Here is a 22985-nt window from a genome sequence, read left to right as displayed (position 1 = left end):
GTCACGTCGGCGGCTGAGCGTCGGGCGCGAGGTAGCCGACCGCCCGCACGACGTCCCACCACACGTCGCCGATGGCGTTCAGCTCCTCGCGCATCCCGTGGATCAGCTCCCGGGCCTGCTGCACCGTCGCCTGCAGTGGGTCCACGCGGCGCCGCAGGCGCAGATGCGCGGTGGTGGTGAGCACCGAGATGGTGCCGGAGAACCAGTCCTCATCGACCGTGGCGGTGTCCTGAACGCGGGTCGGGCGGGAGACGTCGCCGGGGTCGACCACGAGCTCGTAGCCCGCCGGCAGCTCCCGCAGCGCCACGACCAGCTTGGCCAGCAGGTCCGGCCAGTGCGCCTGCGCGGCCGCGACGCCGGGGCCCGGGATGGACAGGCCGACCTCCAGGGCCGGGTCCAGGAAGTCGAACAGGGCGTAGAGGGCCAGGTTGGCGCCGAGCCGGCCGTGCCGCTTTGGCCACGCCTTCGGCCAGAACTGCACGCCCAGCCAGCCGCGGGTCCAGTCGGTGGGCTTGCTGGTGGAGGCCCCCAGCGCCAGCCACATGGACCGGTAGCTCGGCTGCGACCAGCCGATGTCGTCGTCGTCCAGGACGGCCGCGAGGTCTTCGACGAAGTTCTGCACCTGCGGGTAGACCCGCTCGCCGGCGACGCGCTGCGCCGCCGAGATCAGCCAGTAGTCCTCCGGCTTGAATCCGTTGAACACCCGGCGCACCCCTCTCATCTCCATGTAGGCGAGCACGTCGCCGACAAGCGCCCGCTCGTGCGTACGCAGCTCCGGCAGGTCGTTGAGCACCTCGGCGAGCCGCCACCACGGCAACCACCGGAACACCTCGGCGCCGGTCCCCGAGGACAGCCGGGCGACGTCCTGCGCGGCACGGTCCAGGTCAGCGGACGGCCGCAGCTGCGGCGCGGTGACCGCGACGATCACCGGTGGCAGCAGCCGCTCGCCGGCCGCCCAGGCGCTCACCGCGGCGTACTGGACGGCGAGCTGGTGCAACTGCGGCTCGGCCGGCGCGTTCGGGTCCGCGTACAGGCCGAACGGGGAGTGCAGCTTCGCCTCGAACACGACCGGCTGGCGGCCGACGACGATCACCACGTCGGGCTCGATGATCTTCCCGGGCCAATGAGGCATCGGCACCTGCGGCCACAGTTGGATGCGCGCCGCGTGCGCCGCCTTCGCATCCACCGGCACGCCGATCGCCGTGCACAGCGCCACCACCGCCGCCCGCGGCAGATGCCGGACCGCGCCGAACACGGCCGAGGTCAGCAGATCCTCGCTGCGCTCGGCGGCCTCGGGATGAGCCGGGTCGAACTTGCCGTGCAGCTCAGCGAGCATGCCCGGCCGCGCACCCGCAGTCGACCGCCATGTGCCTATGCCCCCGTGTTCGCCGTGTGCCTGCGCCGTCCTACCACGGCACGGCCTCGATGCCCGACAACCGGGGCAACCGGCGCGATTGACGGCCATCGCTGGGACCGCACCTTCACCGACGGGCTCCCTGGACGCCTGACCGCAACCGGGCCGACCCGACGAACCTCGACAACTCCACAGCGCACACCGCCGGGCACCCGACGTGCCCGCGGCGAGGATCAGACCGGCACGACAGGAGGTGAACCCGGCCCGCCGCGATCCTCGCCGCTGACACGCCCTCCGACGACCGCACCGAGTAGCGGAACTGCGACGGGTAGCGTTCACCGCTGCACGCCTGCGTCCACAGCACGGTGCACCACGGTTCGAACGGGGAGGTGCTCACCGCCGTGGCCAACGACCTCTACGTCGGCCCCGAAGGACACGCCCGGCGGCGCATCGACGAGATGCTCACCGCCGCCGGCTGGGTCGTGCAGGACTACCGGGCGATCAACCGCAACGCCGCCCGCGGCGTCGCCGTCCGCGAGTTCCCCCTCAACCCCGGCCACGGCACCGCCGACTACCTGCTGTTCGTCGACGGCACCGCCGTCGGGGTGCTGGAGGCCAAGAAGGTCGGCACGTCGCTGACCGGCGTGGAGACCCAGTCGGCCAAGTACGCCGACGGCGTCCCCTACGCCATCCCCTCCGCCGGCCGGCCGCTGCCGTTCGCCTACGAGTCCACCGGCGCCGAGACCCGGTTCACCAACCGGTACGACCCGGTCGCGCGCTCCCGCGAGGTGCACTGGTTCCACCGCCCAGAGACCCTGGCCCGCTGGGTGCAGCGGTTCACCCAGATGCCGGCGACCGCCACCTTCCGCGGCGGCCTGCGCCACCTGCCGCCGCTGGACCGCATCGGCCTGCGCCCGGCCCAGTACGACGCGATCATCGACCTGGAGACCTCGCTGCGGCACGACCGCCCCCGCGCGCTGGTGCAGATGGCCACCGGCGCCGGCAAGACCTACATGGCCGCTGCGCAGGCCTACCGGCTGCTGAAGTACGCCGGCGCGCAGCGCGTGTGCTTCCTCGTCGACCGCGGCAACCTCGGCCGGCAGACGCTGCGCGAGTTCCAGACCTTCATCACCCCGGACACCGGCCGCAAGTTCACCGACCTGTACCAGGTCCAACTGCTCACCTCGAACAAGATCGACCCAGCCGCCCAGGTGGTGATCACCACCATCCAGCGCCTGTACTCCATCCTTCGCGGCGAGGCCGACCTCGATCCCGAACTCGACGAGACCTCCATCGAGGACCTGAACCCCGACGACATCCCCACCGTCGACTACCACCCGGCCGTGCCGGTCGAGGCCTTCGACCTGCTGCTGGTCGACGAGTGCCACCGGTCCATCTACGGGCAGTGGCGGCAGGTGCTGGAGTACTTCGACGCGCACCTGGTCGGCCTCACCGCCACCCCGTCGAAGCAGACGCTCGGCTTCTTCGCCCAGAACCTGGTGTTCTCCTACACCCACGAGCAGGCCGTCGCCGACCAGGTCAACGTCGACTTCGAGGTCTACCGGATCCGCACCCGGATCGGCACCGCGGGCTCGGTGGTCGAGGCCGACGGCGAGACCGTCGTGCAGTTCCGTGACCGGCTCTCCGGCCAGACCCGGCTGGTCGCCCTCGAGGACGACTACGTCTACACCGCGCAGCAGCTCGACCGCGACGTCGTCGCCGAAGACCAGCTGCGCACCATCGTGCGGACCTTCCGCGACCGGCTGTTCACCGAGATCTTCCCCGGCCGCCGCGAGGTACCCAAGACGCTGATCTTCGCGAAGGACGACGCGCACGCCGACCGGATCGTGAAGGTGATCCGCGAGGAGTTCGACAAGCCCAACGAGTTCGCCGTGAAGATCACCTACCGGACCACCGGCAAGAAGCCCGAGGAGCTCTTGGCGGACTTTCGGAACAGCTACAACCCGCGCATCGCGGTGACCGTCGACATGATCGCCACCGGCACCGACATCAAGCCGCTCGAGTGCGTCATGTTCCTGCGCACCGTCAAGAGCCGGAACTTCTTCGAGCAGATGAAGGGTCGCGGCGTGCGCGTCATCAACGACGCCGACTTCCGCGCGGTCACCCCCGACGCGCCAGGCAAGACGCACTTCGTCCTCGTCGACGCCGTCGGCGTCACCGAGACCGAGCTGAACGAGACCACCCCGCTCGAGCGCGCCAAGCAGGTCGGCTTTGACACGCTGCTGCAGCAGGCCGCCAACGGTGTCGCCACCGCCGACCTCGCCTCCTCTCTCGGCTCCCGGCTCACCCGGCTGGACAAGCAGCTCACCGACGAGGACCGGGTCGAGGTCGAGCAGGTCAGCGGCGGGCTTACCGTCCGGCAGCTCGCGCACGACCTGGTCGCCGCGGTGAACCCCGACCGGGCTCTGGCGGCCGCGCAGGCCGCCCGCCGCCGGCGCGGCGAGCGGGGAGAGCCGACCGGTGAGGAGATCGCCGCCGCGCAGGAGCAGCTCATCCGCACCGCGCTGGAACCGCTGTCGGACCCCGACCTGCGGGCGAAGCTGTCGGCGCTGAAGAAGGCCTCCGAGCAGCTGATCGACGAGTTCAGCAAGGACGAGGTCGTCGAGGCCGGCTTCTCCACCGACGCCACCGACCGCGCCCGGCAGACCGCCGCGGACTTCCGCGCGTGGCTGGACGAGCACCGCGACGAGCTCACCGCGCTGCAGGCGCTCTACGGCGTCCCCTTCAAGCGGCGGGTCACCTTCCGGCAGGTCAAGGAGCTGGCCAACGCGATCAGCAAGCCGCCACACGCCTGGACCCCGGAGCGGCTGTGGGAGGCCTACGACGCCCTCGACGCCTCGAAGGTGCACGGCGGCGGGCAGCGCATCCTCACCGACCTGGTGTCGCTGGTCCGGTTCGCCCTCGAGCAGGAGAACGAGCTGGTGCCCTACACCGAGACGGTCAACCAGCGGTTCGCCGGCTGGCTGGCCCAACAGGAACAGCAGGGCCGGCGGTTCACCGGCGAGCAGATGGAGTGGCTGGAGCGGATCCGGGACGTCATCGGCTCCAGCCTGACGGTCACGGTCGACGATCTGGATGACGCGCCGTTCGCTGAACGCGGCGGCCTCGGAGGTGCCTACGCGGTGTTTCACAGCGAGCTCGAGTCGCTGCTCGACGAACTCAACCAGGTGCTCGTCGCATGAGCAGCTGGGGCAGCGGTCACCTGCCCGCGGGTTGGGCATGGGTGCCTTTGGGCGAGCTTGGTGAACGGATCTCCAGTACCACGACGCCGGATCCGGACGCGGTGTATGAGCTGTGGAGCGTGCCTGCCTTCCCTAGCGGGTCGCCGGAGGTGGTGGCGGGTCGTGAGATTGGCAGCGCGAAGGTTCTGGTTGAGCCGGGGGACCTCCTGATCTGCAAGATCAACCCGCGCATCAATCGTGTTTGGGTCGTTGGGTCAAATCGGGGGCTACCGCAGCTTGCATCGCCTGAATGGGTTGTCCTGCGGCCAGCTGGTGCTGCCGGTGACCAAACGGCTGCCTTCCTGCGACACGCGTGCTCCGCTCCTGGCTTCAGGTCTGTGATCAACGCCCAGGTTTCCTCGGTCACGGGCAGCCACGCGCGTGCCAAGCCGGCCGATGTACTGGCAGCCCCGGTGCCTATTGCGCCGGTGGCAGTTCAGAAGCAGATTGTCGCGGCGCTGGATCAACAGTTCCCACATCTCGACAGCGCGCTTCAGGATGCGGAAGCGCTCCATCGGCACTTGCAGCAACTGGAGGAAGCTGTCATTCGCGCAGCAGTCCTCGGTCGGTTGGTGCCCGGTGTCACCGGCGCAGCCCATGCGGCGGTTCACCTCGCTGCAGCGTTGGACACCGTGACATCGCCGGACACGCCAGGCCTGCCTGCACTACCTGCCGGATGGACATGGACGACTCTTGGTGCGCTCTGCGATGTGACCGGTGGCGTCACGAAGGATGCGAAGAAGCAGAACGATCCTGACTACGTTGAGGTGCCATACCTGCGCGTCGCCAACGTGCAGAAGGGCCATCTGGACCTGAGCGAGGTGGCACGAATCCGAGTGTCCAAGTCGAAGGCCGATGCGCTGCGCCTACTCCCTGGAGACGTGCTGTTCAACGAGGGCGGAGACCGGGACAAGCTGGGCCGAGGCTGGGTTTGGGAAGGGCAGATTCGCGACTGCATTCACCAGAATCATGTCTTCCGCGGTCGCATTCGCGGGGGAGTCCTAGACCCGCGTCTGCTGTCGTGGCACGGGAATACGTTCGGCCGGCGCTGGTTCGAATCGGCCGGCAAGCAGACCACCAATCTGGCGTCATTGAGCATGACCAACCTCAAGCGGCTGCCAGTCCCCGTGCCCCCGCTCGAGGACCAGGGGGTCATCGTGGCCGAAGTGCAGCGGCGCTTGTCGATCATCAAAGCGGCTCGTGACGACATCGCCGCCGTCCGCCGCAAGACACAGGTGTTGCGGCTCTCGCTGCTCCACAAAGCCTTCGCCGGTGGCCTGGACACGCAGGATTGCGGCGACGAGCCGGCTGAGCTGCTGCTGAAGCGCATCGCCGAGGACCGTGCCCTCGCTCCTTCCAGCGCACGCCGCCGTCGGGTGCGCACCGTCCCTGCTGCCCGCGCCGACGCGGGCGCCCCGCCCGTCGAGGAGTCCGCATGACCAACGCGCAGCAGCTCGTCGCGAAGCTGTGGTCCTACTGCCACGTGCTGCGCGACGACGGCGTTTCCACCCTCGACTACGTCCAGCAGTTGACGTTCCTGCTGTTCCTGAAGATGGCCGACGAGCAGTCGAAGCCGCCGTACAACCGCCCGTCGGCGGTGCCGGCGGAGCTGGACTGGGAGTCGCTGCTCACCCGCAGCGGCGACGAGCTCGAAGCGCACTACATCCACATCCTCCGCGAGCTCGGACAGCAGCCCGGCATCCTCGGCCAGATCTTCCGTAAGGCCCAGAACAAGATCCAAGATCCGGCGAGGCTGCGGCACCTCATCGTCAACCTCATCGACCGTGAGACCTGGTCCGGCCTGGAGGTGGACGTCAAGGGCGACGCCTACGAGGGCCTGCTCGACCGCGGCGTCGCCGAGGGCGGCTACGGCGCTGGGCAGTACTTCACGCCGCGGCCGCTCATCCAGGCGATCATGGACTGCGTTCAGCCGACCCCGGCCGACACCGTCGTCGACCCCGCGTGCGGCACCGGCGGGTTCCTACTCGCCGCGCACCAGCACGTCGTCGAGCACCACCCGCACCTGGACCCCGACGAGCGCCGCCACCTGCGCACCGAGTTCGCCACCGGCTACGAGCTCGTCGACGACACCGCCCGGCTGGCCGCGATGAACATGGTCCTGCACGGCCTCACCCAACCCACCGGAGACAGCCCCATCCACACCGGTGACTCGCTGAAGGCCGACCCCGGCCGGCGCTGGTCCTGCGTCGCCGCCAACCCGCCCTTTGGGCGCAAGTCCTCCGCGCTGGTGGTCACCGACGACGGCGGCACCGAGCGGGAGCAGCTGACCATCGTCCGCGACGACTTCTGGGCGACCACGTCGAACAAGCAGCTGAACTTCGTCCAGCACATCCACACCATCCTCGACACCCACGGCCGGGCCGCGGTGGTACTGCCGGACAACGTGCTGTTCGAGGGCGGCGCCGGGGAGACCATCCGCCGCAAACTGCTGCAGACGTGCGACCTGCACACGATGCTGCGGCTGCCGACCGGGATCTTCTACGCCGGCGGCGTGAAGGCCAACGTGCTGTTCTTCGACAAGAAGCCGGCCGCCGAGGCGCCGTGGACCCGCGAGATGTGGATCTTCGACTTCCGCACCAACCAGCACTTCACGATGAAGACCAACCCGCTGCGGCGGCCGCACCTGGATGAGTTCGTCGCCGCCTACTGCCCCGGTGCGCGGGAGGAGCGGGTGGAGTCCGAGCGGTTCCGCCGGTTCAGCTATGACGAGCTCATCGCCCGGGACAAGGTCAACCTCGACATCACGTGGCTCAAGGACGACTCCCTGGAGGACCCTGACAGCCTGCCCGCGCCGGAGGTGCTCATCGCGGAGATCCAGGAGGAGATGGCCGCGATCCTCAAGCAGTTCGGCGAGATCGCCGTTGGCCTCGGAGCGGAGCCGCTCGAGGCCGACGCCGTGGCCGAGTAGCTGAACGGACCACGGGGAGACGGCATGAGGGAGCTGTACGACGCGCTGAAGCACTGCGCGGAGCGGGTCGACCGCTACCGGCAGCTGCGACAACGGGTGGGCGAGTCCAACACGAGGGCCGGCCTGATCGAGCCGATCATCGCGGCGCTCGGCTGGGACGTCCTCGACCCGGACGAGGTCCACCGGGAGTACCGGCGCCGGCCCGTGGACAACCCGGTCGACTACGCGTTGCTGCTGCTGCGCACCCCACGGCTGTTCATCGAGGCGAAGGGCCTCGGCGAGAACCTCGATGACCCGCGTTGGGCCAACCAGACCATCAGCTACGCGGCCGTCGCCGGAGTGGAGTGGGTGGCGCTCACCGACGGCGCGGAGTGGCGGGTGTTCAACGCCCACGCCCCGGTGCCCGTCGAGCAGAAGCTGTTCCGCGCTGTCCGGGTCGAGGACGTCGACGCTGCTGCGGACCTGCTCACCCTGCTGAGCAAGGACAACATGCGGGACAACCGCATTGAGGAGCTCTGGCGGGGGTTCTTCGTCGACCGCCAGGTCAACGCCGCACTGGCGGAGATGTTCTCCGACGCCGAGCCGGCGCAGGACGTCGTGAACCTGGTGGCCAAGCGCGTGCCGCAGCTGAGCCGTGCCGACGTGCGGTCGAGCCTGATGCGCGCACGGGCGACCTTCGACTTCCCGTCGGCTACGTCGGCGTCGACGCCGGGCGCGGCGCCGGTCATCACCGCCGAGGAGGTCGACGACCTGACCACGGACTCCACGGCGTCAGATCGAGCTGGAACGGGCCGTAGGACTACTTCCCGGCCGACGAAGCCGCGGGTCAGCGCAGACGAGCGGAAGCTCGGGATCCCGGACCTTCTGGCCGTCGGTCTGCTGACCGTCGGGGCGACGCTGGAGGGCGACTACATGGGGCGACGGCACACCGCCGAGCTCCTCGCCGACGGCAGCGTCCGCTACGGCGGCGAGCCCTTCCGGTCGCTGTCGAGCGCCGGCCGGGCGGTCAAGGTCGCCGTCTCAGGACCAGGCACCCCGGAGTCCACGCTGTCGACCGACGGTTGGGACTTCTGGCGCGTGCGCGATCCCCGCACCGGCCAGTCGGTGAAGCTGAAGGACCTCCGACGCCGGGCGGTCTCATCCGCGTAGCAGTCGGTCCGGCCCCGATGGCCGCGCCGACGGCGCGCTAGCCTCAGACCGGGCCGCAAACGCCTCCAGTTGTCTCACGCGTTGTGTGGTGCGTCACCTGGAGGGTTCTCTGCACCCACCGGGCCTCTAGCTCAACTGGCAGAGCAGCGGACTTTTAATCCGCGGGTTGTGGGTTCGATCCCCACGGGGCCCACCTCGTCTGACCTGGCCTTTTGTGCGCTCTAACGGTGTGGAGGTCCCACCCCTGGTGCCACTGTGGTGGCCACTCAGCCCCACAGTGCCTCCCCCATGCGTCGAGCGGCGTCCTCTGCCAGCTCGGGGGCGACGTGCGAGTGGGTGCCGAGGGTCAGGCTGATCTGCGAGTGACCGAGCATCTCCATCGCCACCCGCGCCGGGACACCTTGCTGCAGGAGCAGCGTCGCCGCGGTGTGCCGGGCGTCGTGCAGTCGCGCCTGTGGCACCTTCGCGTCTGCCAGGAGGGCGCGCCAGGCGCGGTGGTCGCTCCGCGGGTCGATCGGCTGGCCGTTCTCTTGGCAGAACACGAGGTCGTTGTCCTGCCACTGCGAGCCGGCCACCATCCGCTCAGCAAGCTGAGCCGTCCGGTGTGCCCGGAGCGCGTCACGCAGTGGCCCCGGAAGTGCGATCGTTCTCCGCCCGGCTCGAGACTTCGGCTGCACGAAGACCAGCCCCCTGCCGGGCTGCCGCTGGAGCGCCTGGCGCACGGTCAGGGTGCTGGCATCGAGGTCCACTGCGTCCCAGGTCAGGCCCAGGGCCTCGCCCTGGCGTAGTCCCGGGGCCAGGGCTACGACTGGGGCGTCGGGAAGCACCTGCCGACGGTGCCGCCAGAACGGCTGCGCCTAGTCGACCAGTACCGCGTCCGCCCTAACCGGCCCACCTGGGGACACGACCACAACCTCTGGGTGTAGGCCGAGACAGGCCAAGGGTAATTGTCTCCTATCCTTCTTCGATCGTCCGCAAAAAAGGGGAACGCAGACGTCAGTGGACGACCAGCTCAGTTCGAACCGGCGTTGAGTTCCGGAAGATGTCGAGAGTAGGGCAGTGCTCATTCACCGCCGCAGCCAGTTCCTGATACCGCTCCGGAGCTGCGGGACCTCGAACGGCCACCCTGACTCGGACCTCGCCGTATCCGGGCCGTACCTGTTCGTCGAGGCCAAGAAAGCCGCGGAGGTCAAGGTCGCCGTCAACGGTCGCCCGGATGTCCTCGATCGGCACGCCCAGTTTTGCGGCCCAGAACCGGTAGGTCACGAGCTGACACGACAGCAAGGCGGCCAGGGCGTATTCAACAGGGTTTGGCGCCGCGTCGGTCCCGGCGAACACTGTCGGCTCGTCCTGCTGGACGGTATGCCGACCGATTCGCAGCTCGGTACCAACAGTTTCCAACCCGTGACCAGTGGCCCGGAATGTCACGACGGCGTTCCCCGCGTCGCCCGCGATGGTGGCGGCGACATCGTCGACAACACGGCTCAGCATGCCGTTGCGTTCGGCTGCAGTGGTGATTGCGGCGTCTGTTGACATCTTTCCCCCTTTGACCTGGCTGGCGAGGCATCGCCACGAGCCACAATGAGCGTCCTCGCGATGTCCTGCGGCCACAAGGCGCCCATCATCCTCGGGGGCTCGGGTCTCAGCGCCGTTGCAGCACTAGTTGGTTCAGCCCACCACGCACCGTTCCCCTCCCGCAGGACATACGGACGTTGGCGCACCCTGGTGGACAGACCTCCCGCGCCCTTTTGATCCGCGGGTTGTGGGTTCGATCCCCACGGGGCCCACCCAGCGCATCGGAGCCGTCGGGTCGCATGACGCCTCGACGGGTTGGGCACCACCACACCGTGAAGACTGCTGTCGTCGGCGTGCTCGGCGGCTTCCTGACCCTCGCCGGCATCGCGCTGCTCGTGCTGCCCGGCCCCGGCTTCGTGCTCATCGCCGCCGGCCTGGCAGTGCTGGCCACGCGCTTCTCCTGGGCGCAGAAGCCGCTGGACTACGCCAAGGACAAGGCGCAGGAGGGCATCGAGGAGGTCGCGAAGAGCCCGTGGCGCGCCGCCGGCGCGGTGCTGGCTGCCCTGGTGCTGGTCGCGCTCGGCGTGCTCGCCCTGGTGGGGGTGGACCTGCCGTTCATGAACGCGTTCACCGCCGTCGTGCTCATCCTCTCCGGGCTCTTCCTCGTCGGGACGGTCGTCTTCGCACGCCGCCAGGAGAAGCTCGAGCAGGCCCGGGCGCACCGGCCGGCGGGCGAGCGCGGCACGGCCGGGGCCTACCGAGCCGCGCGACCCCGCAACTGAGCCCCGCGACCCCCAACTGAGCACCGCGACCGAGGCCGGCTACCGCAGTCTCCGGGGGCTCTCGTCGAGGCGGACCGACGACGTCCCCGTCGCCGCGGGCGCCCGGCCGTCGGCGCGGTGCGCGGCGAGGGCGGCTGCCTCGCTGTTCCACGCGCTCCCGCCGGCCGCCACGGTCCGGACGTGGTCGGCGAGGAGCGCGGGGTCGTCGGACTTGAGCAGGTAGCCCGCCACCCCGAGCGCCCTGGCCTCGGCGGCGCTCTTGGCGGTGAGGGCGCCGGTCACCATCAGGACGCGCACCTCCGGGTGGGACCCGAGCAGCTGGGCGGCCGCCTGGAGGCCGTCCATGCGCGGCATCTGGACGTCGAGCAGAACCACGTGGGGACGGGTCGCCGCGACGGCGGGACCGACCTCGTCGCCGTCCGAGCACTCGCCCACGACCTCGATGTCGGGAGCCGAGGTGAGCAGCTCCTTCAGTGCCTCGCGGACGAGGGTGTGGTCGTCGGCGACGAGGACCCGGATCGGCATGGCGCTCCTTGGATCGGTCCCCCGGTCCACGGCGCTGTCCGCTGCTCCAGGGCGTGCCCAGGATCGTCGTCGCGGGAGCGCATCGTGGTCAGCCCGCTACCTGGGGTCCGACGTCCCCCAATCGAGGGGACCGCGGGGACCGGGAGGTCAGGCGTCGTGACCGACGCGGTCGATCGTGCGGTGGTAGTGGGTGCCGAGCCTGCCGCCGAGGACGGCGCCGAGCAGGGTGGCCAGCACGGCGGCGACGCCGGCGACGACGCCCGCCGTGGTCGCGGTCTGTCCGCTGATCGGGATGCTCGGCAGGTCGAGGCGGGCCAGCACGTTGTACTCGGCGCCGATGAGGGCGGCGGCGATGGCGAGCAGGACGACCACCAGCAGGCCGATCAGCCACACCGCGAGGCTGGTGCCGCCGTAGCGGCCGTGCTGGGCGTCGACGACGTCCCTCATCGGGCCGCGGGTGGCGTGCGCGCCGTCCGTGGTCGCCGAGGGGTCGTTCCGGCGGTCGGGCATGGCAGCTCCTCGGGCGGGGACGGCGGAGCCGGGCGGGCCCGGTGAGCGCAGCTCACCCGGACCCGCCCACCTGCGGTCGCGGCGTCAGCGGCGGCGGTCGGCCTCGTCGGCGTCGAACTCGATCTGCTCCTTGCGGACGGTGTCGCTGACCTGCTGCTGCTCGGTGACGGTCTCGGTGTCGAGGCGGACGCGCTCCACCGGCACCGCCTCCACGTCCACCACCGGACGCTCGGCGTGGAGGGTCACCTCGTGCTCCTCCTCGCTGATGGCCGGGCCGTCCAGCGCGCTGCCCACGGTGGCGTCGGTGATCGGCTCGCGCTCGACCCGGACCTCCTCGCGGGAGACCGGCACCGTCACGGTCTGGTTCTCGGTGACGACGTACTTGCGCAGCCGGGCACGGCCGGCCTCCACCCGCTGCGTGCCCACGTTCAGGCGCTCCTCGGAGCGGGTCATCGCCTGGTCGGTGGTGGGGCCGGAGGTGTCCCGGCCGACGACGCCCGGTTCGCCGGTGAGGTCGGCCCGCCCGTCCCCGTGCCGACCGCCGGTGAGTGCACCGGCGTCCCCGGCCGCGGCGGGGGAGCCGAGTCCGTAGTAGCGGTAGAGCTCGGCCTCCTCCTCGGGCGAGAGGTGACCGTTCTCGTCCCGGACGCGGGGGGCGTCCTTGACCTTCGCCTTGTCGTAGGGGAAGCGCAGCTGGTCGTCGGCCAGGTCCGCCTGGGCGAGCGGCACGAAGGTCTCCTTGGTGCCGAACAGGCCGGTGTTGACCGTCGCCCACTCCGGGCGGCCGGTCTCGTCGTCGAGGTAGACCTCGCCGACCCTGCCGATCTTGCTGCCGTCGCTGTCGAGGGCGGTGGTGCCGATGACGGAACTGATCTGCTGCTCGCTGATCACGATCACTCCTGGGGAGTCGGGGGAGGGCGCTCTCGTCGCGTGTCCGGACGCGAGGCGAGTGCGCTGCGGCCGGGGACACGGGCCCGCGACCCCTCAGGTGCCCGCTCGGTTTACGTTGTAAACAGACGCGTGCCTCGGGTAGCCCGGCGCTCGCGTACCCGGTCTGCCGACCCGGCAACCCGGTGCGGCTCCCGGTGTGCACGGGCCGCGCTGCTCGGCTGCGGCGTTGGCGGTACAAATCAAGGGCCGGGAGGGTCGAGAGGAAGGGCTCGCGAGGTGGCTGAGGGTGCCGGGCAGGAGGAACCCGACAGCCCGGGTGCGCGGGGTGGCCAGCCCGCCGCCGGCCGCGCCCCCCTCGACCGGCGCCGGGTGATCGGCGGGGCCATCCGGTTCGTCGACGAGCACGGGATCGACGCCCTGACGATGCGCCGGCTCGGCGCGTACCTCGGCGTGGAGGGGATGGCGCTCTACCGGCACGTCACCGGCCGGGACGACCTGCTCGACGGCATCGTGGAGCACGTCATCGACGAGCTCTACGGCGACCCCGACGTCTTCCTGGCCCCGCGGCACGGCTGGCAGGACTACCTGCAGCGCCTCGCCCACGGGGTCCGGCGCATCGCCCTCACCCACCCGGCCGTGTTCCCCCTGATCGCGACCCGGCCACCCGACGCACCCTGGATCCGGCCCCCGTTGCGGAGCCTGCGCTGGCTCGAGTCCTTCCTGGACGCGCTGACCGACCACGGGTTCTCCGACGAGGCCGCCGTCGCCGCGTACCGCGCCTACACGAGCTTCCTGCTCGGGCACCTGCTGCTCGAGGTCTCCCAGCGCGGCGTGCCGATCAGCCCCGCCGACGACCCCGAGGGGGCGCCGCCTGAGGAGGCCGACCCCCTGACCGAGTACCCCCACGTGCGTCGACTCGAGCCGCTGCTGTCGCAGGACGAGTCCTCGGCCGAGTTCGAGGAGTCCCTCGAGAACCTCCTCGACCGCCTCCACCGGGTCCTGCGGGAGTCCCGGCGGCCGGGGACGATCGTCTAGCGGGCGGACTCAGGGCTGCGCGACCTCGAACAGGTCGAGCACGCCGGTCAGCCGGAGCGCCTGGAGCACGGTGCGGTTCGGGTTGCGCAGGCTCGGCGTGCCCCCGGCCCTCCGGTGGGGGAGGGTCTCCCGCACCAGCAGGGCCAGGCCCGCCGAGTTGATGAAGGTCGCGCCCGTGGCGTCGACGGCGACCACACCCGCCGAGGGCCCGTCTCCGGCGTCGGCCCGGTCCTCCTCGAACCGCGCCACCGTCGCGGAGTCGATCTCACCGCGCAGGTGCAGGACGGGGTCGCCGTCCTCCCGAGCGACCCACACGATGCCGGGCGGGTGTGGCGGCATGGCGTCGAAGGTCACGAGGTCTCCTGAGCGGGCGTCGAGGGATGTGCGCAGACCGACGGGGAGCGTGGCCCTTTACATCGTAAACAAGGTGGTGCCCTCTCCGGGGCCACGCGTGCAGCTGCCGGTGGCGGCGACGTGTCCAGCGCCCGTCCTCGAGGACACCCGTCGGGACACGCCGTGTCGCGGTGCCGCTCCGGCGTCATCGACCGCCCCACCAGGCCGTTCCACGCTCCGGAGCTGGGCGGATGTCGACAAGACGGCGGGTGCAGCGGTGGGTCACCGCCCCCTCGGCGGGACCTCCGCAACGATCGGGTGACGGGCCCCTCCCGGCGCCCTCCGCGGCGGCGGGGACAGGCCGCTCGAGCCCTACTTTTCGGGCTGTTCGCGGCACTTCCCCGGCCGCGACGCACAGCCCCGAGGAGCCCCGTGTGAACGCGCCACCTGCACTGGCCACCCGACCGTCGACCCCGCCTGCGCCGACGGGGGCGGAGGACGAACTGACCCTGACGGCGCTGCTGGACCTGTTCTCCCCCGAGGAGTCGGCGGTCGCACCGAGGTCGCTGCGCCGCTCGCTGCGCACCTCGGTCGCGCGGCTGCGGCCGTGGACGCGGGACCTGGTGGAGCGGGCCGCCCTGTGGGGCGCCGGACCGCAGGGAGCCTGGCGTGCGTGGTGACGTGGGCGAGGTGCTGCTGTTCTGGCCGGCCGTCGCCGTCCTGGGTTTCGTCGCGCTCGCCGCGGTGGTCATCGTGCTGGGCGTGAGCTCGACCGCCCGGTACCAGTTCGAGCGCAACCAGGTGCAGCAGCAGCGGGCCGTCCCCGCCCGGACCGGGCCGGCTCCGGCCCGGACCCGTGCAGGGAGCCGACCGGGCGCCGACGTCCCGCGCGCGGACGCCGGCGAGGGCGGCGCCACGGCGCCGGCCGGGCGCCGCGCGCACGGAGCCGCCGTCGGCGTGGCGACGCACCCCGCGGGCAAGCGGGCCGTCGCGCCGGGGACGGCGGCGGCGTGGTGGCTGGTCGACGGGTGGGGCGAGGGCCCGGGCGAGCGGGTCGTGGCCGGCCCCTTCGCCGACCGGATCGACGCCGACTGGGCCGCCCTCTCGCAGGACCTGTCGGCCTCCGTGGTGGCGGTCTACGGGGTGCAGCGCGCCGACGGCGCGCTGGTCCGGCGGCAGCTCCCCCAGGACCAGGCGTGGCTCGGCGAGCTCGGCGAGCAGCTGGACCGGCTGGCCGAGGAGTGGACCGAGCTGATGACGGACGACGACGCGCTCACCACCCTGGTCGTCGAGGTGACCGCGGCGCTGGTCGAGGCCGGCCTGCCGCTGCACGACTGCGAGGGGCAGGGCGCGGCCGGCGGGGTCTGCCTGACCCCGGTCCCGGGCTCCGGCGGCATCCTGGTCAGCTGGCACCAGCACGACCGGATGAGCCGGCAGCAGGTGCGGGGCGCGGCCGTGGACGCGGCGGTGCAGCGGACGATGAACGGCGCCGTCGCGGACCTGCTGACTCAGATGGGCTTCCGGGTCGACGCCTCCGGGGTCGCCGGCTGCTCGCTCGTCACCGCGGTCCGGGGGTGAGCCCGGTCAGGCGGCGCGGTCCAGGAAGCGCTCGACCACGGGGGCCAGCTCGTCGGCCTCGGTGATCAGCGCCAGGTGGCCGCCGCGGTAGAGGTGCAGCGAGGCGTCGGGGATCAGCCGGGCCAGGATGTGCGCGTTGGCCACCGGGATGATCGGGTCGTCGTCCCCGGCCACGATCAGGGTCGGCTGCCGGATGAGCCGGAGGAACGGCAGGCTGCTCCAGCCGGCGCTGGCCGCCAGCTGGTAGTAGTAGCCGCGCCGCGGGCCCAGCCGGCTCGCCGAGTGCAGCACCCGGGCGGCCATCGCGGGGTCGTCGCGGATCGTCCCGCCGTAGATGTCCCCCGCGATGGACCGGGTGTAGCCGGGGTCCCGGTGGCGGCGCGGGGTCAGCATCCGGGCGAGCACCCGCGGGTGCGCGGGCACCATCAGGGTGCCCGTGCCGGTCGCCGCCAGCACCAGCCGGCGGACCCGGCGGCGGTGCTGGACGGCGAAGTGCTGGGCCAGCCCGCCACCCCAGGACAGCCCCAGGACGTCGACCGGGTCGTCGTGGCCGAGCTGGCTGAGCAGCCCGGCGACGACCGGGCTGAACGTCGCCAGGACGTAGGGGACGACCGGCCGTGGGGACCCCCCCACACCGGGGACGTCGAACCGGATCACCGTCCGCCGCTGGTCGATCGCGTCGACGAAGGGCTGCAGCACCTCCAGGCTCGCCCCGATGCCGTTCATCAGCAGCAGCGGCGGGACCGACTCGTCGCCGGTGCGGACCGACACGCGCAGCGTCCGCCCGGCGACGGTGAGGGTGCGGACCACGTCGGTGGCGGGCGCCGACGTGGCTCGCGGCACGCGGGGCCTACTTGTCGAAGACATACGTGCCGGGGGCGTCGGTCAGCGGCGGCAGCTCGTCGCTGCCGAGGGACGACGGCGCGTCGACCTCGTCGCCGGTGCGCTCGGCCAGCCAGGACGTGAAGTCCGGCCACCACGAGCCCTTCTGCTTCTCCGCCGAGGCCAGCCACTGCTCCGGGTCCGGCGGGGTCTGCGGGGCGACCTGGAAGGACGCCTTCGGGTTGCTCGGCGGGTTGACCAGCGAGGCGATGTGACCGCTGGTCGAGAGGATGAACCGGCTGCGCCCGCCCACCAGCTGCGTCGTCCGGTAGCAGGACTGCCACGGGCAGATGTGGTCGGCGATGCCCGCGGTGACGTAGGCGTCGACGTCCACCTTGGACAGGTCGACCGGGGACCCGAGCATGGTGGCGGCGCCCGGCTTGGCCAGCTTGTTGCCGAAGGCGATGTCGATGAAGTCGCGGTGCAGGGCCGCGCTCATGCGGGTGGTGTCGCCGTTCCAGTAGAGGATGTCGAAGGCCGGGGGCGGGTTGCCCTGCAGGTAGTTGTTGACCCAGTAGTTCCACACCAGGTCGTTGGGGCGCATCCAGGCGAACACCTCGGCCAGGGTCGCGCCGTCCAGGTAGCCCTTCTTCCGCGACCTCTCGGTCGCGTCCCGGATCGCCCCCTCGTCCATGAGCGCGCCCAGGGTGCCCGCCCGCGACCAGTCCAGGACGGCGACGGAGTAGCTGGAGGCGGCGACCCGGTCGAGTGCGCCGATGTCGGCCAGGTGCGCCAGCGTCATCGCGAGGATGATCCCGCCGGAGCAGAAGCCCTGGAGCGCCGTCCGGTCGCTGCCGGTGATCCGCTCCGCGGCGTCCATGGCGTCGAGGACCGCCTGGCCGTAGGTGTCCATGCCCCAGTCGGCGTGCCGCTCGTCGGGGTTGCGCCACGACATCATGAAGACCTGCTGCCCCGAGGCCACGTAGTGCTCGACGATGCTGCGGCCCGGCGCGAGGTCGGTGATGTAGTACTTGTTGATCGTCGGCGGCACGATCACCAGCGGCACCGACCGCACGGTCTCGGTCGTCGGCCGGTACTGGATCAGCTCGAACACCGGCGTCCGGAGGACCACGGCGCCCGGCGTGACGGCGAGGTCCTCGCCCACGGTGAAGGCGTCGGGCTCCACCATCGTGGGCACCCGCGGCGGTGAGGCGAGGTCGGAGACCAGCCGCCGCAGGCCGCGGACGGCGTTGCGCCCACCGGTGTCGATGACCGCCTTCCACAGCAGCGGGTTGAGCGGGGTGTTGCTCGGCGCGAGGGCGTCGACGACGTTGGTCAGGGTGAAGCGCAGGCGCTCGTCGTCCTGCCAGTCGAGGTCGGCGTCCTCGAGCAGTTCCATCGCGGTGCGGGCGGCGGCGATGTGCGCCTGCATCGCCCGGCGCATGAGCGGGTTGCCGCTCCAGGCCGGGTCGCTGAACCGCTTGTCCTTGGGCGAGGGGGCGATGTCGGATCGGCCGGCGACGACCTTGCCCAGGTCCGACGCGAGGGTCCCGACCCGCTGGGCGACCACGCGGGGCCGGCCGGCGAGGGCGCGGCCGAACCGCAGTGTCGTGCGCGCCGGCGGGATCATCCGGCGCAGCGGTCCGCGGGCGCCGTCGACGAGCACCATGTCGAGGCCGATGGCGGCCTCGCCGGGCTCCTGGGCGACCCCGTCGGTGGTGCGGTCCTCGGGCGTGCGGGCTGCGTCGGTCATGCCGGTCTCCTCGGGGCGTCGGCTCACGGTGTGACCACCGACACTGAACCACGGGTCACCGACGAGCGCCCGCCCGGGCGGCGTCCCCCGGCCCGTTCGGGTGGGGGCAGGGGTCCTCGTTCACACGGACTCGGGGACCAGCGCCGTCCGGGGCGCGGTGTTGGGCGGCCGGCGCCACGACCGGTTGCGCCGCCAGAACAGGTACGTGCCCAGCCCGAGCGGGATCGGCAGCACGTAGGTCAGCACCCGGTAGACCAGGACCGCGGCGGCCACGAGCGCGCGGTCCCCGCCCGCCGCCGCGAGGCCCGCGATCAGCGCCACCTCCACCACGCCCAGCCCGCCGGGGGTGAAGGGGACGGCCGTCAGCAACCGGGCGGAGGCGAAGACGGCCAGCGCCTCGACCACCCCGACGTCGTCCGCCGGGACCCCCACGACGCGCAGCGCCACCAGCAGCACGAGGAACAGCGACAGGTGGCTCACCAGCGTCGTGAGGGTGATCCAGTGCCAGCGGGCGCGCAGCAGCAGCGCCGTCCGGTCGCGGAACCGCGTCGTCGCCCGGTCCCACCCGTGCACCGGCGGCCGGCCGAACGGCCGGACCAGCGCGGAGGCGGCCCGGCCGGCGGCGGTGCCGATCCGGGCGGCGGCCGCCCGGCTGTGCAGCAGCAGCCCGAGCAGGACGACGGCGACGGCGAGCCCGGCCAGGCCCGCCAGCCCGGCCACGACCCGCCCGGTGCCGGGAGCGGACCGGAACGCCAGCAGGCTCAGGGCCAGCACCGGCAGGGCCAGCTTGGCGAAGTTGTTCCAGAGCCCGGAGACCAGCAGGGAGACCGACGTCCGCGAGCGGGAGAAGCCCCACGAGGAGTTCATCGCGTAGGTGAGCCCGACCGCGATGGCCCCGCCGGCGACGACGGTGTTGGAGACCGCGGTCGTCGACAGCGTGGCGACCGTGGCCTGGCGGAGGGTCTGCCCGGGCATGGTCGCGACCACGAGGAACTGGTAGGTGGCCAGGTTCCACACCGTCACCAGCCCGAGCAGGGCGACCTCCGCCCCGGTCATCGCACGGACCGAGGACCACACCGCCGCCACGCTCGTGAACTGCGGGAGGAACCAGGCCAGGACCGCGCCGGCCAGCGCCAGCGACAGCACCGGCGCGACCGCCCTGCGCCACCGGCGCGCGGTCACGGCGGCCCGCCGGCCCGGGGCGGGTCCAGCTCCAGGCGCCCCCCGCTCTCGGCGCGCACCTGCTCGGCGAGCTCGGCCCGGCGGAGGGTGCCGATGCCCTGGGTGGCCAGGGCGAGCGCCTCGGCGCGGCTCTCCCCGCCGAGGGTGAACGCGATCGTGAGGCAGCCGCCGTCGAACAGGTACATGCGCCGGCCGTGGTACTGCGGGGTCACCTGGGTGACCCGTTCGAAGCGCACCATGCCGTCGCGGTCGCTGGGGACCTCGGTGGCCTCGCCGGTGTCGCACGACCCGGTCAGCGCGACCTCGATGGCGCGCACGCCGTCCCGGTCGGAGTCCAGCCAGAACCGGGCCGAACCGCGCTGGGCCTCCAGCCCGGAGAAGTGCCACCCCAGCGGCAGCCCCTCGACGCAGGGGACCCGCGAGGCCGTGGGCACGGCCTGGGCCATGAGGACGACGCCGCCGGCCGCCCGCGCGTCGTCCCCGATGGAGCAGGCCGGCGCCGTGCCCAGCAGGGGGTCGCCCGGTGTCGCGCAGCCCGTGGCCACCAGCGCCGCGCCGGCGAGCAGGAGGACCCGCCGGGCGAGCCCGGAGCCGGTCACAGCGGCGAGTCCAGCAGGTTGCTGCCGACGAGGGCCGCGGCGAGCAGGCCGAGCAGGGCGACCAGCGACAGGCCGACCCGCCGCCAGCTCCACCGCTGGATCTGCACCGGCGGCAGGCGGTAGGGGAGCAGGTGGAGGAACTGGGCGTGCAGGTCGCGGCCGTCGGCGCGCAGCGACCGGCGCAGCTGCGTGGGCATGGTCAGGCCGCGGGTGGCGGCGAAGGCCTCGGCCAGTTCCTCGTCGGAGAAGCGCAGCCGTGCCCGGGCGTGGACCCGCGCCGGGTCGGTCCGCAGCGCCAGGACCAGCATCATGTTGGCCAGGTCCACCGCCTGCCGCCACGGGCTGGGCCGGATCTCGGCGAACGCGGAGTCGATGAGGTAGAGGGTGCGGTCGCGCACCAGGATGTTGGCCGGCTTGATGTCGCGGTGTGCCACGCCGATGTCCCACATCCGCCGCACCACGGCCAGCCCCTGGTCGATCACGGCCTCGTCGACCTCGGCGTCCCCGATCTCCTGGGCGCCGCGGAGGAACTCGGTGACCAGCAGGTACTCGCGCTCCGGCGTGATCTCCACGATCCCCATCGGGTGCGGTACCGGGAGCCCGGCGTCGGTGAACAGCCGCAGCACGTAGTCCTCGTACTGGACCAGCCGGCGCACGCTGTGGAAGGGCTTCTCGTCCTCCAGCCGGCCGTAGAGCAGGGTGCGGCCGAGCTTGAACCAGCGGTCGGAGCGCACGTGCGTGGCGGCGTAGAGCTTGCCGAAGACGAAGTCCTCCCCGTCCTGCGCCTTCACCGTGATCCGCAGCGGTGTCGAGCCGCCGGACCCGGCCAGGTTGAACGGCGTGCACGACGTGGCGAGCAGGCCCAGCTGGTCCTGCAGCGCCCGCACGATCGCCTCCCCGCGGGCGCCGGAGACGTCGAGGTGGGCCGGGCTGCCGCGGCGGTAGCGCACCGGGTGGACGTCGTTGGGCGTCAGCAGCCGGAACGCCGCCAGCGGGGTCGCGACACCGAGGACGACGCCGGCCACGACGTCGCTCGGGTGGTCCTGGGCCAGGTACAGCCGGGAGGCCACGGTGACCGCCAGCAACCCCGTGACGGTCCACTTGGCCACCGTCCGGGGGCGGCCGGCCGGCACGAGGGCGTACGCGGTGCTGACCAGGAACGCCGTCAGCACGGTCACCGGCAGGGAGGGCATGGAGAAGCCGGACCACTCGCCCAACAGCTCCACCTCGAAGGGGCGCGGACGCTGCAGGACGACCGTGGCCAGCGCCCCCACGTTGACCACCAGCAGGCCGACCCCGAGCCAGACGAACAGGTGGTGCCAGCGGCGGCACACCGCCAGCACGAGCAGGTTGCCCAGCCACAGCGCGTGGATGACGGGCTCGGTCGCCAGCACCCCGGCCGCCTCGGCGACGTCGGTCAGCCCGGGTGAGCGCAGCGTGGCGACCGCCTGCAGCACGCGGGTGTCCACCAGGTCGACCAGCGGCACGCTGTCGGTGGCCAGCACGACCGCCCACGCCACCACCACGCCCGCCGACAGCCCCAGCCACCACCGGCCGGAGGCGTTGAGGTGCCGGGGCAGCGGCGGGGGCTCCCCGGAGGGACGCCGCCGGCGGCGGACGCGCTGGATCGTCGGCGGCCCGGCACGCCGGACCGGGCCCGCCTCCGGGACGGCGTGCGGCAACGACGCCATGGCGCCCGATGCTGCACCTGCGGCGGGCCCGCGGTCCATTGGGTTCGCCGTCGTCCGGCGTTAGCGTGGCCGGGCCCGTCCCCGCTCGAGGAGGGAGCCCGCGATGCGGCGTCCCCGGGCGGTTCCCGCCGCGCTGCTCCTGCTGGCCCTCCTCCTGCTGCCCGGGTGCGCGCCGGCTCCCGGGACGGCGGCCCCGCCGGCCGAGGGCACGGTGCGGATCGCCTCCTACGACTTCGCCGAGAACCAGATCCTCGCCGAGGTCTACGCCGAGGCGGTGCGGCGTGCGGGCCTGCCGGTGACCGTCGTGCACGGCATCGGCACCCGCGAGGTGGTGCTGCCCGCGCTGGAGCAGGGCGTCGTCGACCTCGTCGTGGACTACCTCGGCACGGCCCTGGACTTCGTCGACCCCGGGCGGCCCGCGGCCCGGCGCGAGCCCGAGCACCTCCGGGCCGCCCTGGCGAGGGTGATGGCCCAGCGCGGTGCCACCGTGCTCGCCGCGGCGCCCGCCGAGGACCAGAACGGGTTCGTCGTCCGGGCCACGTGGTCCGAGCAGAACGCCGTCCGCCGGCTGTCCGACCTCGCCCTGGTCGCGTCCGGGCTGGTCTTCGGTGGCCCGCCCGAGTGCCCCGAGCGCCGGTACTGCCTGCCCGGCCTGCGCGAGGTCTACGGCCTGCAGTTCGCCGAGGTGCGCGCCATGCCCTCCCGGTCGGCGACGGTGGAGGCGCTGCTGTCGGAGGAGATCGACGTCGGCCTGCTGGAGACGACCGACCCCCACCTGGCCGACGGCTCGCTGGTCCTGCTCGACGACGACCGGGGGCTGCAGCCGCACGAGAACGTGGTGCCCATCGTGCGGACCGCGGTGCTGGACGAGGCGGGAGAGGGGCTGCGGACCGCGCTGGACGCGGTGAGCGCCCGGCTCACCGGCGCCGACCTCGTGCGGCTCAACCGGCTCGTCGTCGAGGGCCGGACCCCGGCGGAGGCCGCCGCACTGTGGTGGGGCGGCCGCTGAGCGAGGACCTCCTGCGCCGGTCACGCATGCGCCCCGTCCGGTGCGGGCAGGAAGCGGTCCCGAACCGAGAACCCGTGAGAGGTGCC

21 protein-coding genes and 1 tRNA gene are annotated in these 22985 nt (G+C 72.3%); 10 read left to right on the top strand and 12 right to left on the bottom strand.

The window, feature by feature from the left end; translation table 11 throughout:
- Position 1: 1 nt before the first annotated feature.
- On the bottom strand, positions 2-1336 hold the full coding sequence (locus ACI79I_RS13375; protein ID WP_456992825.1) for a hypothetical protein: 1335 nt from the start codon (positions 1334-1336) through the stop codon (positions 2-4).
- 383 nt (positions 1337-1719) lie between these two features.
- Here ACI79I_RS13375 and ACI79I_RS13370 point away from each other — a divergent pair, with 383 nt between their 5' ends.
- The 5 genes from ACI79I_RS13370 to ACI79I_RS13350 all read left to right on the top strand — a co-directional run bounded on the left by ACI79I_RS13370 (position 1720) and on the right by ACI79I_RS13350 (position 8867).
- Positions 1720-4557 carry a type I restriction endonuclease subunit R gene (locus tag ACI79I_RS13370; protein WP_456992824.1) on the top strand — a complete coding sequence of 946 codons (2838 nt, stop codon included), beginning with the start codon at positions 1720-1722 and terminating at the stop codon, positions 4555-4557.
- Entirely contained in the window at positions 4554-6035 is a 1482-nt protein-coding gene (locus ACI79I_RS13365) for a hypothetical protein (protein WP_456992823.1), read from the top strand. The genes ACI79I_RS13370 and ACI79I_RS13365 overlap by 4 nt, the downstream gene beginning before the upstream one ends.
- On the top strand, positions 6032-7525 hold the full coding sequence (locus ACI79I_RS13360) for an N-6 DNA methylase (RefSeq protein WP_456992822.1): 1494 nt from the start codon (positions 6032-6034) through the stop codon (positions 7523-7525). Before ACI79I_RS13365 ends, ACI79I_RS13360 begins: the two co-directional genes overlap by 4 nt.
- Before the next feature lie 24 nt (positions 7526-7549).
- The gene (locus tag ACI79I_RS13355) at positions 7550-8674 is read left to right on the top strand and encodes a restriction system modified-DNA reader domain-containing protein (RefSeq protein ID WP_456992821.1); all 1125 of its coding nucleotides are present in this window, start codon (positions 7550-7552) and stop codon (positions 8672-8674) included.
- A 120-nt stretch (positions 8675-8794) separates the two neighbouring features.
- A tRNA-Lys gene (locus ACI79I_RS13350) sits at positions 8795-8867 on the top strand.
- Positions 8868-8940: 73 nt separating this feature from the next.
- Here the strand turns inward: ACI79I_RS13350 and ACI79I_RS13345 are convergent.
- A complete protein-coding gene (locus ACI79I_RS13345; protein WP_456992820.1) occupies positions 8941-9501 on the bottom strand; it encodes a site-specific integrase in 561 nt (186 codons plus the stop codon).
- A gap of 169 nt (positions 9502-9670) precedes the next feature.
- Positions 9671-10210 (bottom strand): OsmC family protein, encoded by a 540-nt coding sequence (locus tag ACI79I_RS13340; RefSeq protein WP_456992819.1) that lies wholly within the window; start codon positions 10208-10210, stop codon positions 9671-9673.
- Positions 10211-10521: 311 nt separating this feature from the next.
- Here ACI79I_RS13340 and ACI79I_RS13335 point away from each other — a divergent pair, with 311 nt between their 5' ends.
- On the top strand, positions 10522-10971 hold the full coding sequence (locus ACI79I_RS13335; protein WP_456992818.1) for a PGPGW domain-containing protein: 450 nt from the start codon (positions 10522-10524) through the stop codon (positions 10969-10971).
- Positions 10972-11010: 39 nt separating this feature from the next.
- On the opposite strand, the gene ACI79I_RS13330 is transcribed toward ACI79I_RS13335, so the two are convergent.
- The 3 genes from ACI79I_RS13330 to ACI79I_RS13320 form a co-directional block, all read right to left on the bottom strand.
- A complete protein-coding gene (locus tag ACI79I_RS13330) occupies positions 11011-11496 on the bottom strand; it encodes a response regulator (RefSeq protein ID WP_456992817.1) in 486 nt (161 codons plus the stop codon).
- Positions 11497-11643: 147 nt separating this feature from the next.
- Positions 11644-12006, bottom strand: coding sequence for a hypothetical protein (locus tag ACI79I_RS13325; RefSeq protein ID WP_456992816.1), 363 nt, complete (start codon positions 12004-12006; stop codon positions 11644-11646).
- A gap of 84 nt (positions 12007-12090) precedes the next feature.
- Positions 12091-12897, bottom strand: coding sequence for a DUF2382 domain-containing protein (locus ACI79I_RS13320; protein ID WP_456992815.1), 807 nt, complete (start codon positions 12895-12897; stop codon positions 12091-12093).
- Positions 12898-13173: 276 nt separating this feature from the next.
- Between ACI79I_RS13320 and ACI79I_RS13315 the strand changes: the two genes are divergently transcribed.
- Complete coding sequence (locus ACI79I_RS13315; protein ID WP_456992814.1) at positions 13174-13932, top strand: TetR/AcrR family transcriptional regulator C-terminal domain-containing protein; 759 nt, start codon at positions 13174-13176, stop codon at positions 13930-13932.
- Between the two features lie 9 nt (positions 13933-13941).
- On the opposite strand, the gene ACI79I_RS13310 is transcribed toward ACI79I_RS13315, so the two are convergent.
- Positions 13942-14286 carry an STAS domain-containing protein gene (locus tag ACI79I_RS13310; protein ID WP_456992813.1) on the bottom strand — a complete coding sequence of 115 codons (345 nt, stop codon included), beginning with the start codon at positions 14284-14286 and terminating at the stop codon, positions 13942-13944.
- A 413-nt stretch (positions 14287-14699) separates the two neighbouring features.
- Between ACI79I_RS13310 and ACI79I_RS13305 the strand changes: the two genes are divergently transcribed.
- Together ACI79I_RS13305 and ACI79I_RS13300 are read left to right on the top strand one after the other, a co-directional pair.
- A complete protein-coding gene (locus tag ACI79I_RS13305; protein WP_456992812.1) occupies positions 14700-14945 on the top strand; it encodes a hypothetical protein in 246 nt (81 codons plus the stop codon).
- A complete protein-coding gene (locus ACI79I_RS13300; protein WP_456992811.1) occupies positions 14935-15843 on the top strand; it encodes a hypothetical protein in 909 nt (302 codons plus the stop codon). The genes ACI79I_RS13305 and ACI79I_RS13300 overlap by 11 nt, the downstream gene beginning before the upstream one ends.
- Before the next feature lie 6 nt (positions 15844-15849).
- On the opposite strand, the gene phaZ is transcribed toward ACI79I_RS13300, so the two are convergent.
- From phaZ to ACI79I_RS13275, 5 genes are all read right to left on the bottom strand, one after another.
- The gene (phaZ, locus tag ACI79I_RS13295; RefSeq protein WP_456992810.1) at positions 15850-16686 is read right to left on the bottom strand and encodes a poly(3-hydroxyalkanoate) depolymerase; all 837 of its coding nucleotides are present in this window, start codon (positions 16684-16686) and stop codon (positions 15850-15852) included.
- Positions 16687-16693: 7 nt separating this feature from the next.
- Complete coding sequence (locus tag ACI79I_RS13290) at positions 16694-18418, bottom strand: PHA/PHB synthase family protein (protein WP_456992809.1); 1725 nt, start codon at positions 18416-18418, stop codon at positions 16694-16696.
- A gap of 120 nt (positions 18419-18538) precedes the next feature.
- Positions 18539-19600 (bottom strand): flippase-like domain-containing protein, encoded by a 1062-nt coding sequence (locus tag ACI79I_RS13285; RefSeq protein WP_456992808.1) that lies wholly within the window; start codon positions 19598-19600, stop codon positions 18539-18541.
- Complete coding sequence (locus ACI79I_RS13280) at positions 19597-20199, bottom strand: hypothetical protein (RefSeq protein ID WP_456992807.1); 603 nt, start codon at positions 20197-20199, stop codon at positions 19597-19599. Before ACI79I_RS13280 ends, ACI79I_RS13285 begins: the two co-directional genes overlap by 4 nt.
- The gene (locus ACI79I_RS13275; protein ID WP_456992806.1) at positions 20196-21890 is read right to left on the bottom strand and encodes a phosphatase PAP2 family protein; all 1695 of its coding nucleotides are present in this window, start codon (positions 21888-21890) and stop codon (positions 20196-20198) included. The genes ACI79I_RS13280 and ACI79I_RS13275 overlap by 4 nt, the downstream gene beginning before the upstream one ends.
- Positions 21891-21993: 103 nt before the next feature.
- Here ACI79I_RS13275 and ACI79I_RS13270 point away from each other — a divergent pair, with 103 nt between their 5' ends.
- The gene (locus ACI79I_RS13270; RefSeq protein WP_456992805.1) at positions 21994-22899 is read left to right on the top strand and encodes an ABC transporter substrate-binding protein; all 906 of its coding nucleotides are present in this window, start codon (positions 21994-21996) and stop codon (positions 22897-22899) included.
- Positions 22900-22985 lie beyond the last annotated feature (86 nt).

It is taken from the genome of Geodermatophilus sp. SYSU D01105, from assembly GCF_054050095.1.
Note: the sequence above shows the minus strand (reverse complement) of the source record. Positions and strands in the feature narration are given on the sequence as shown.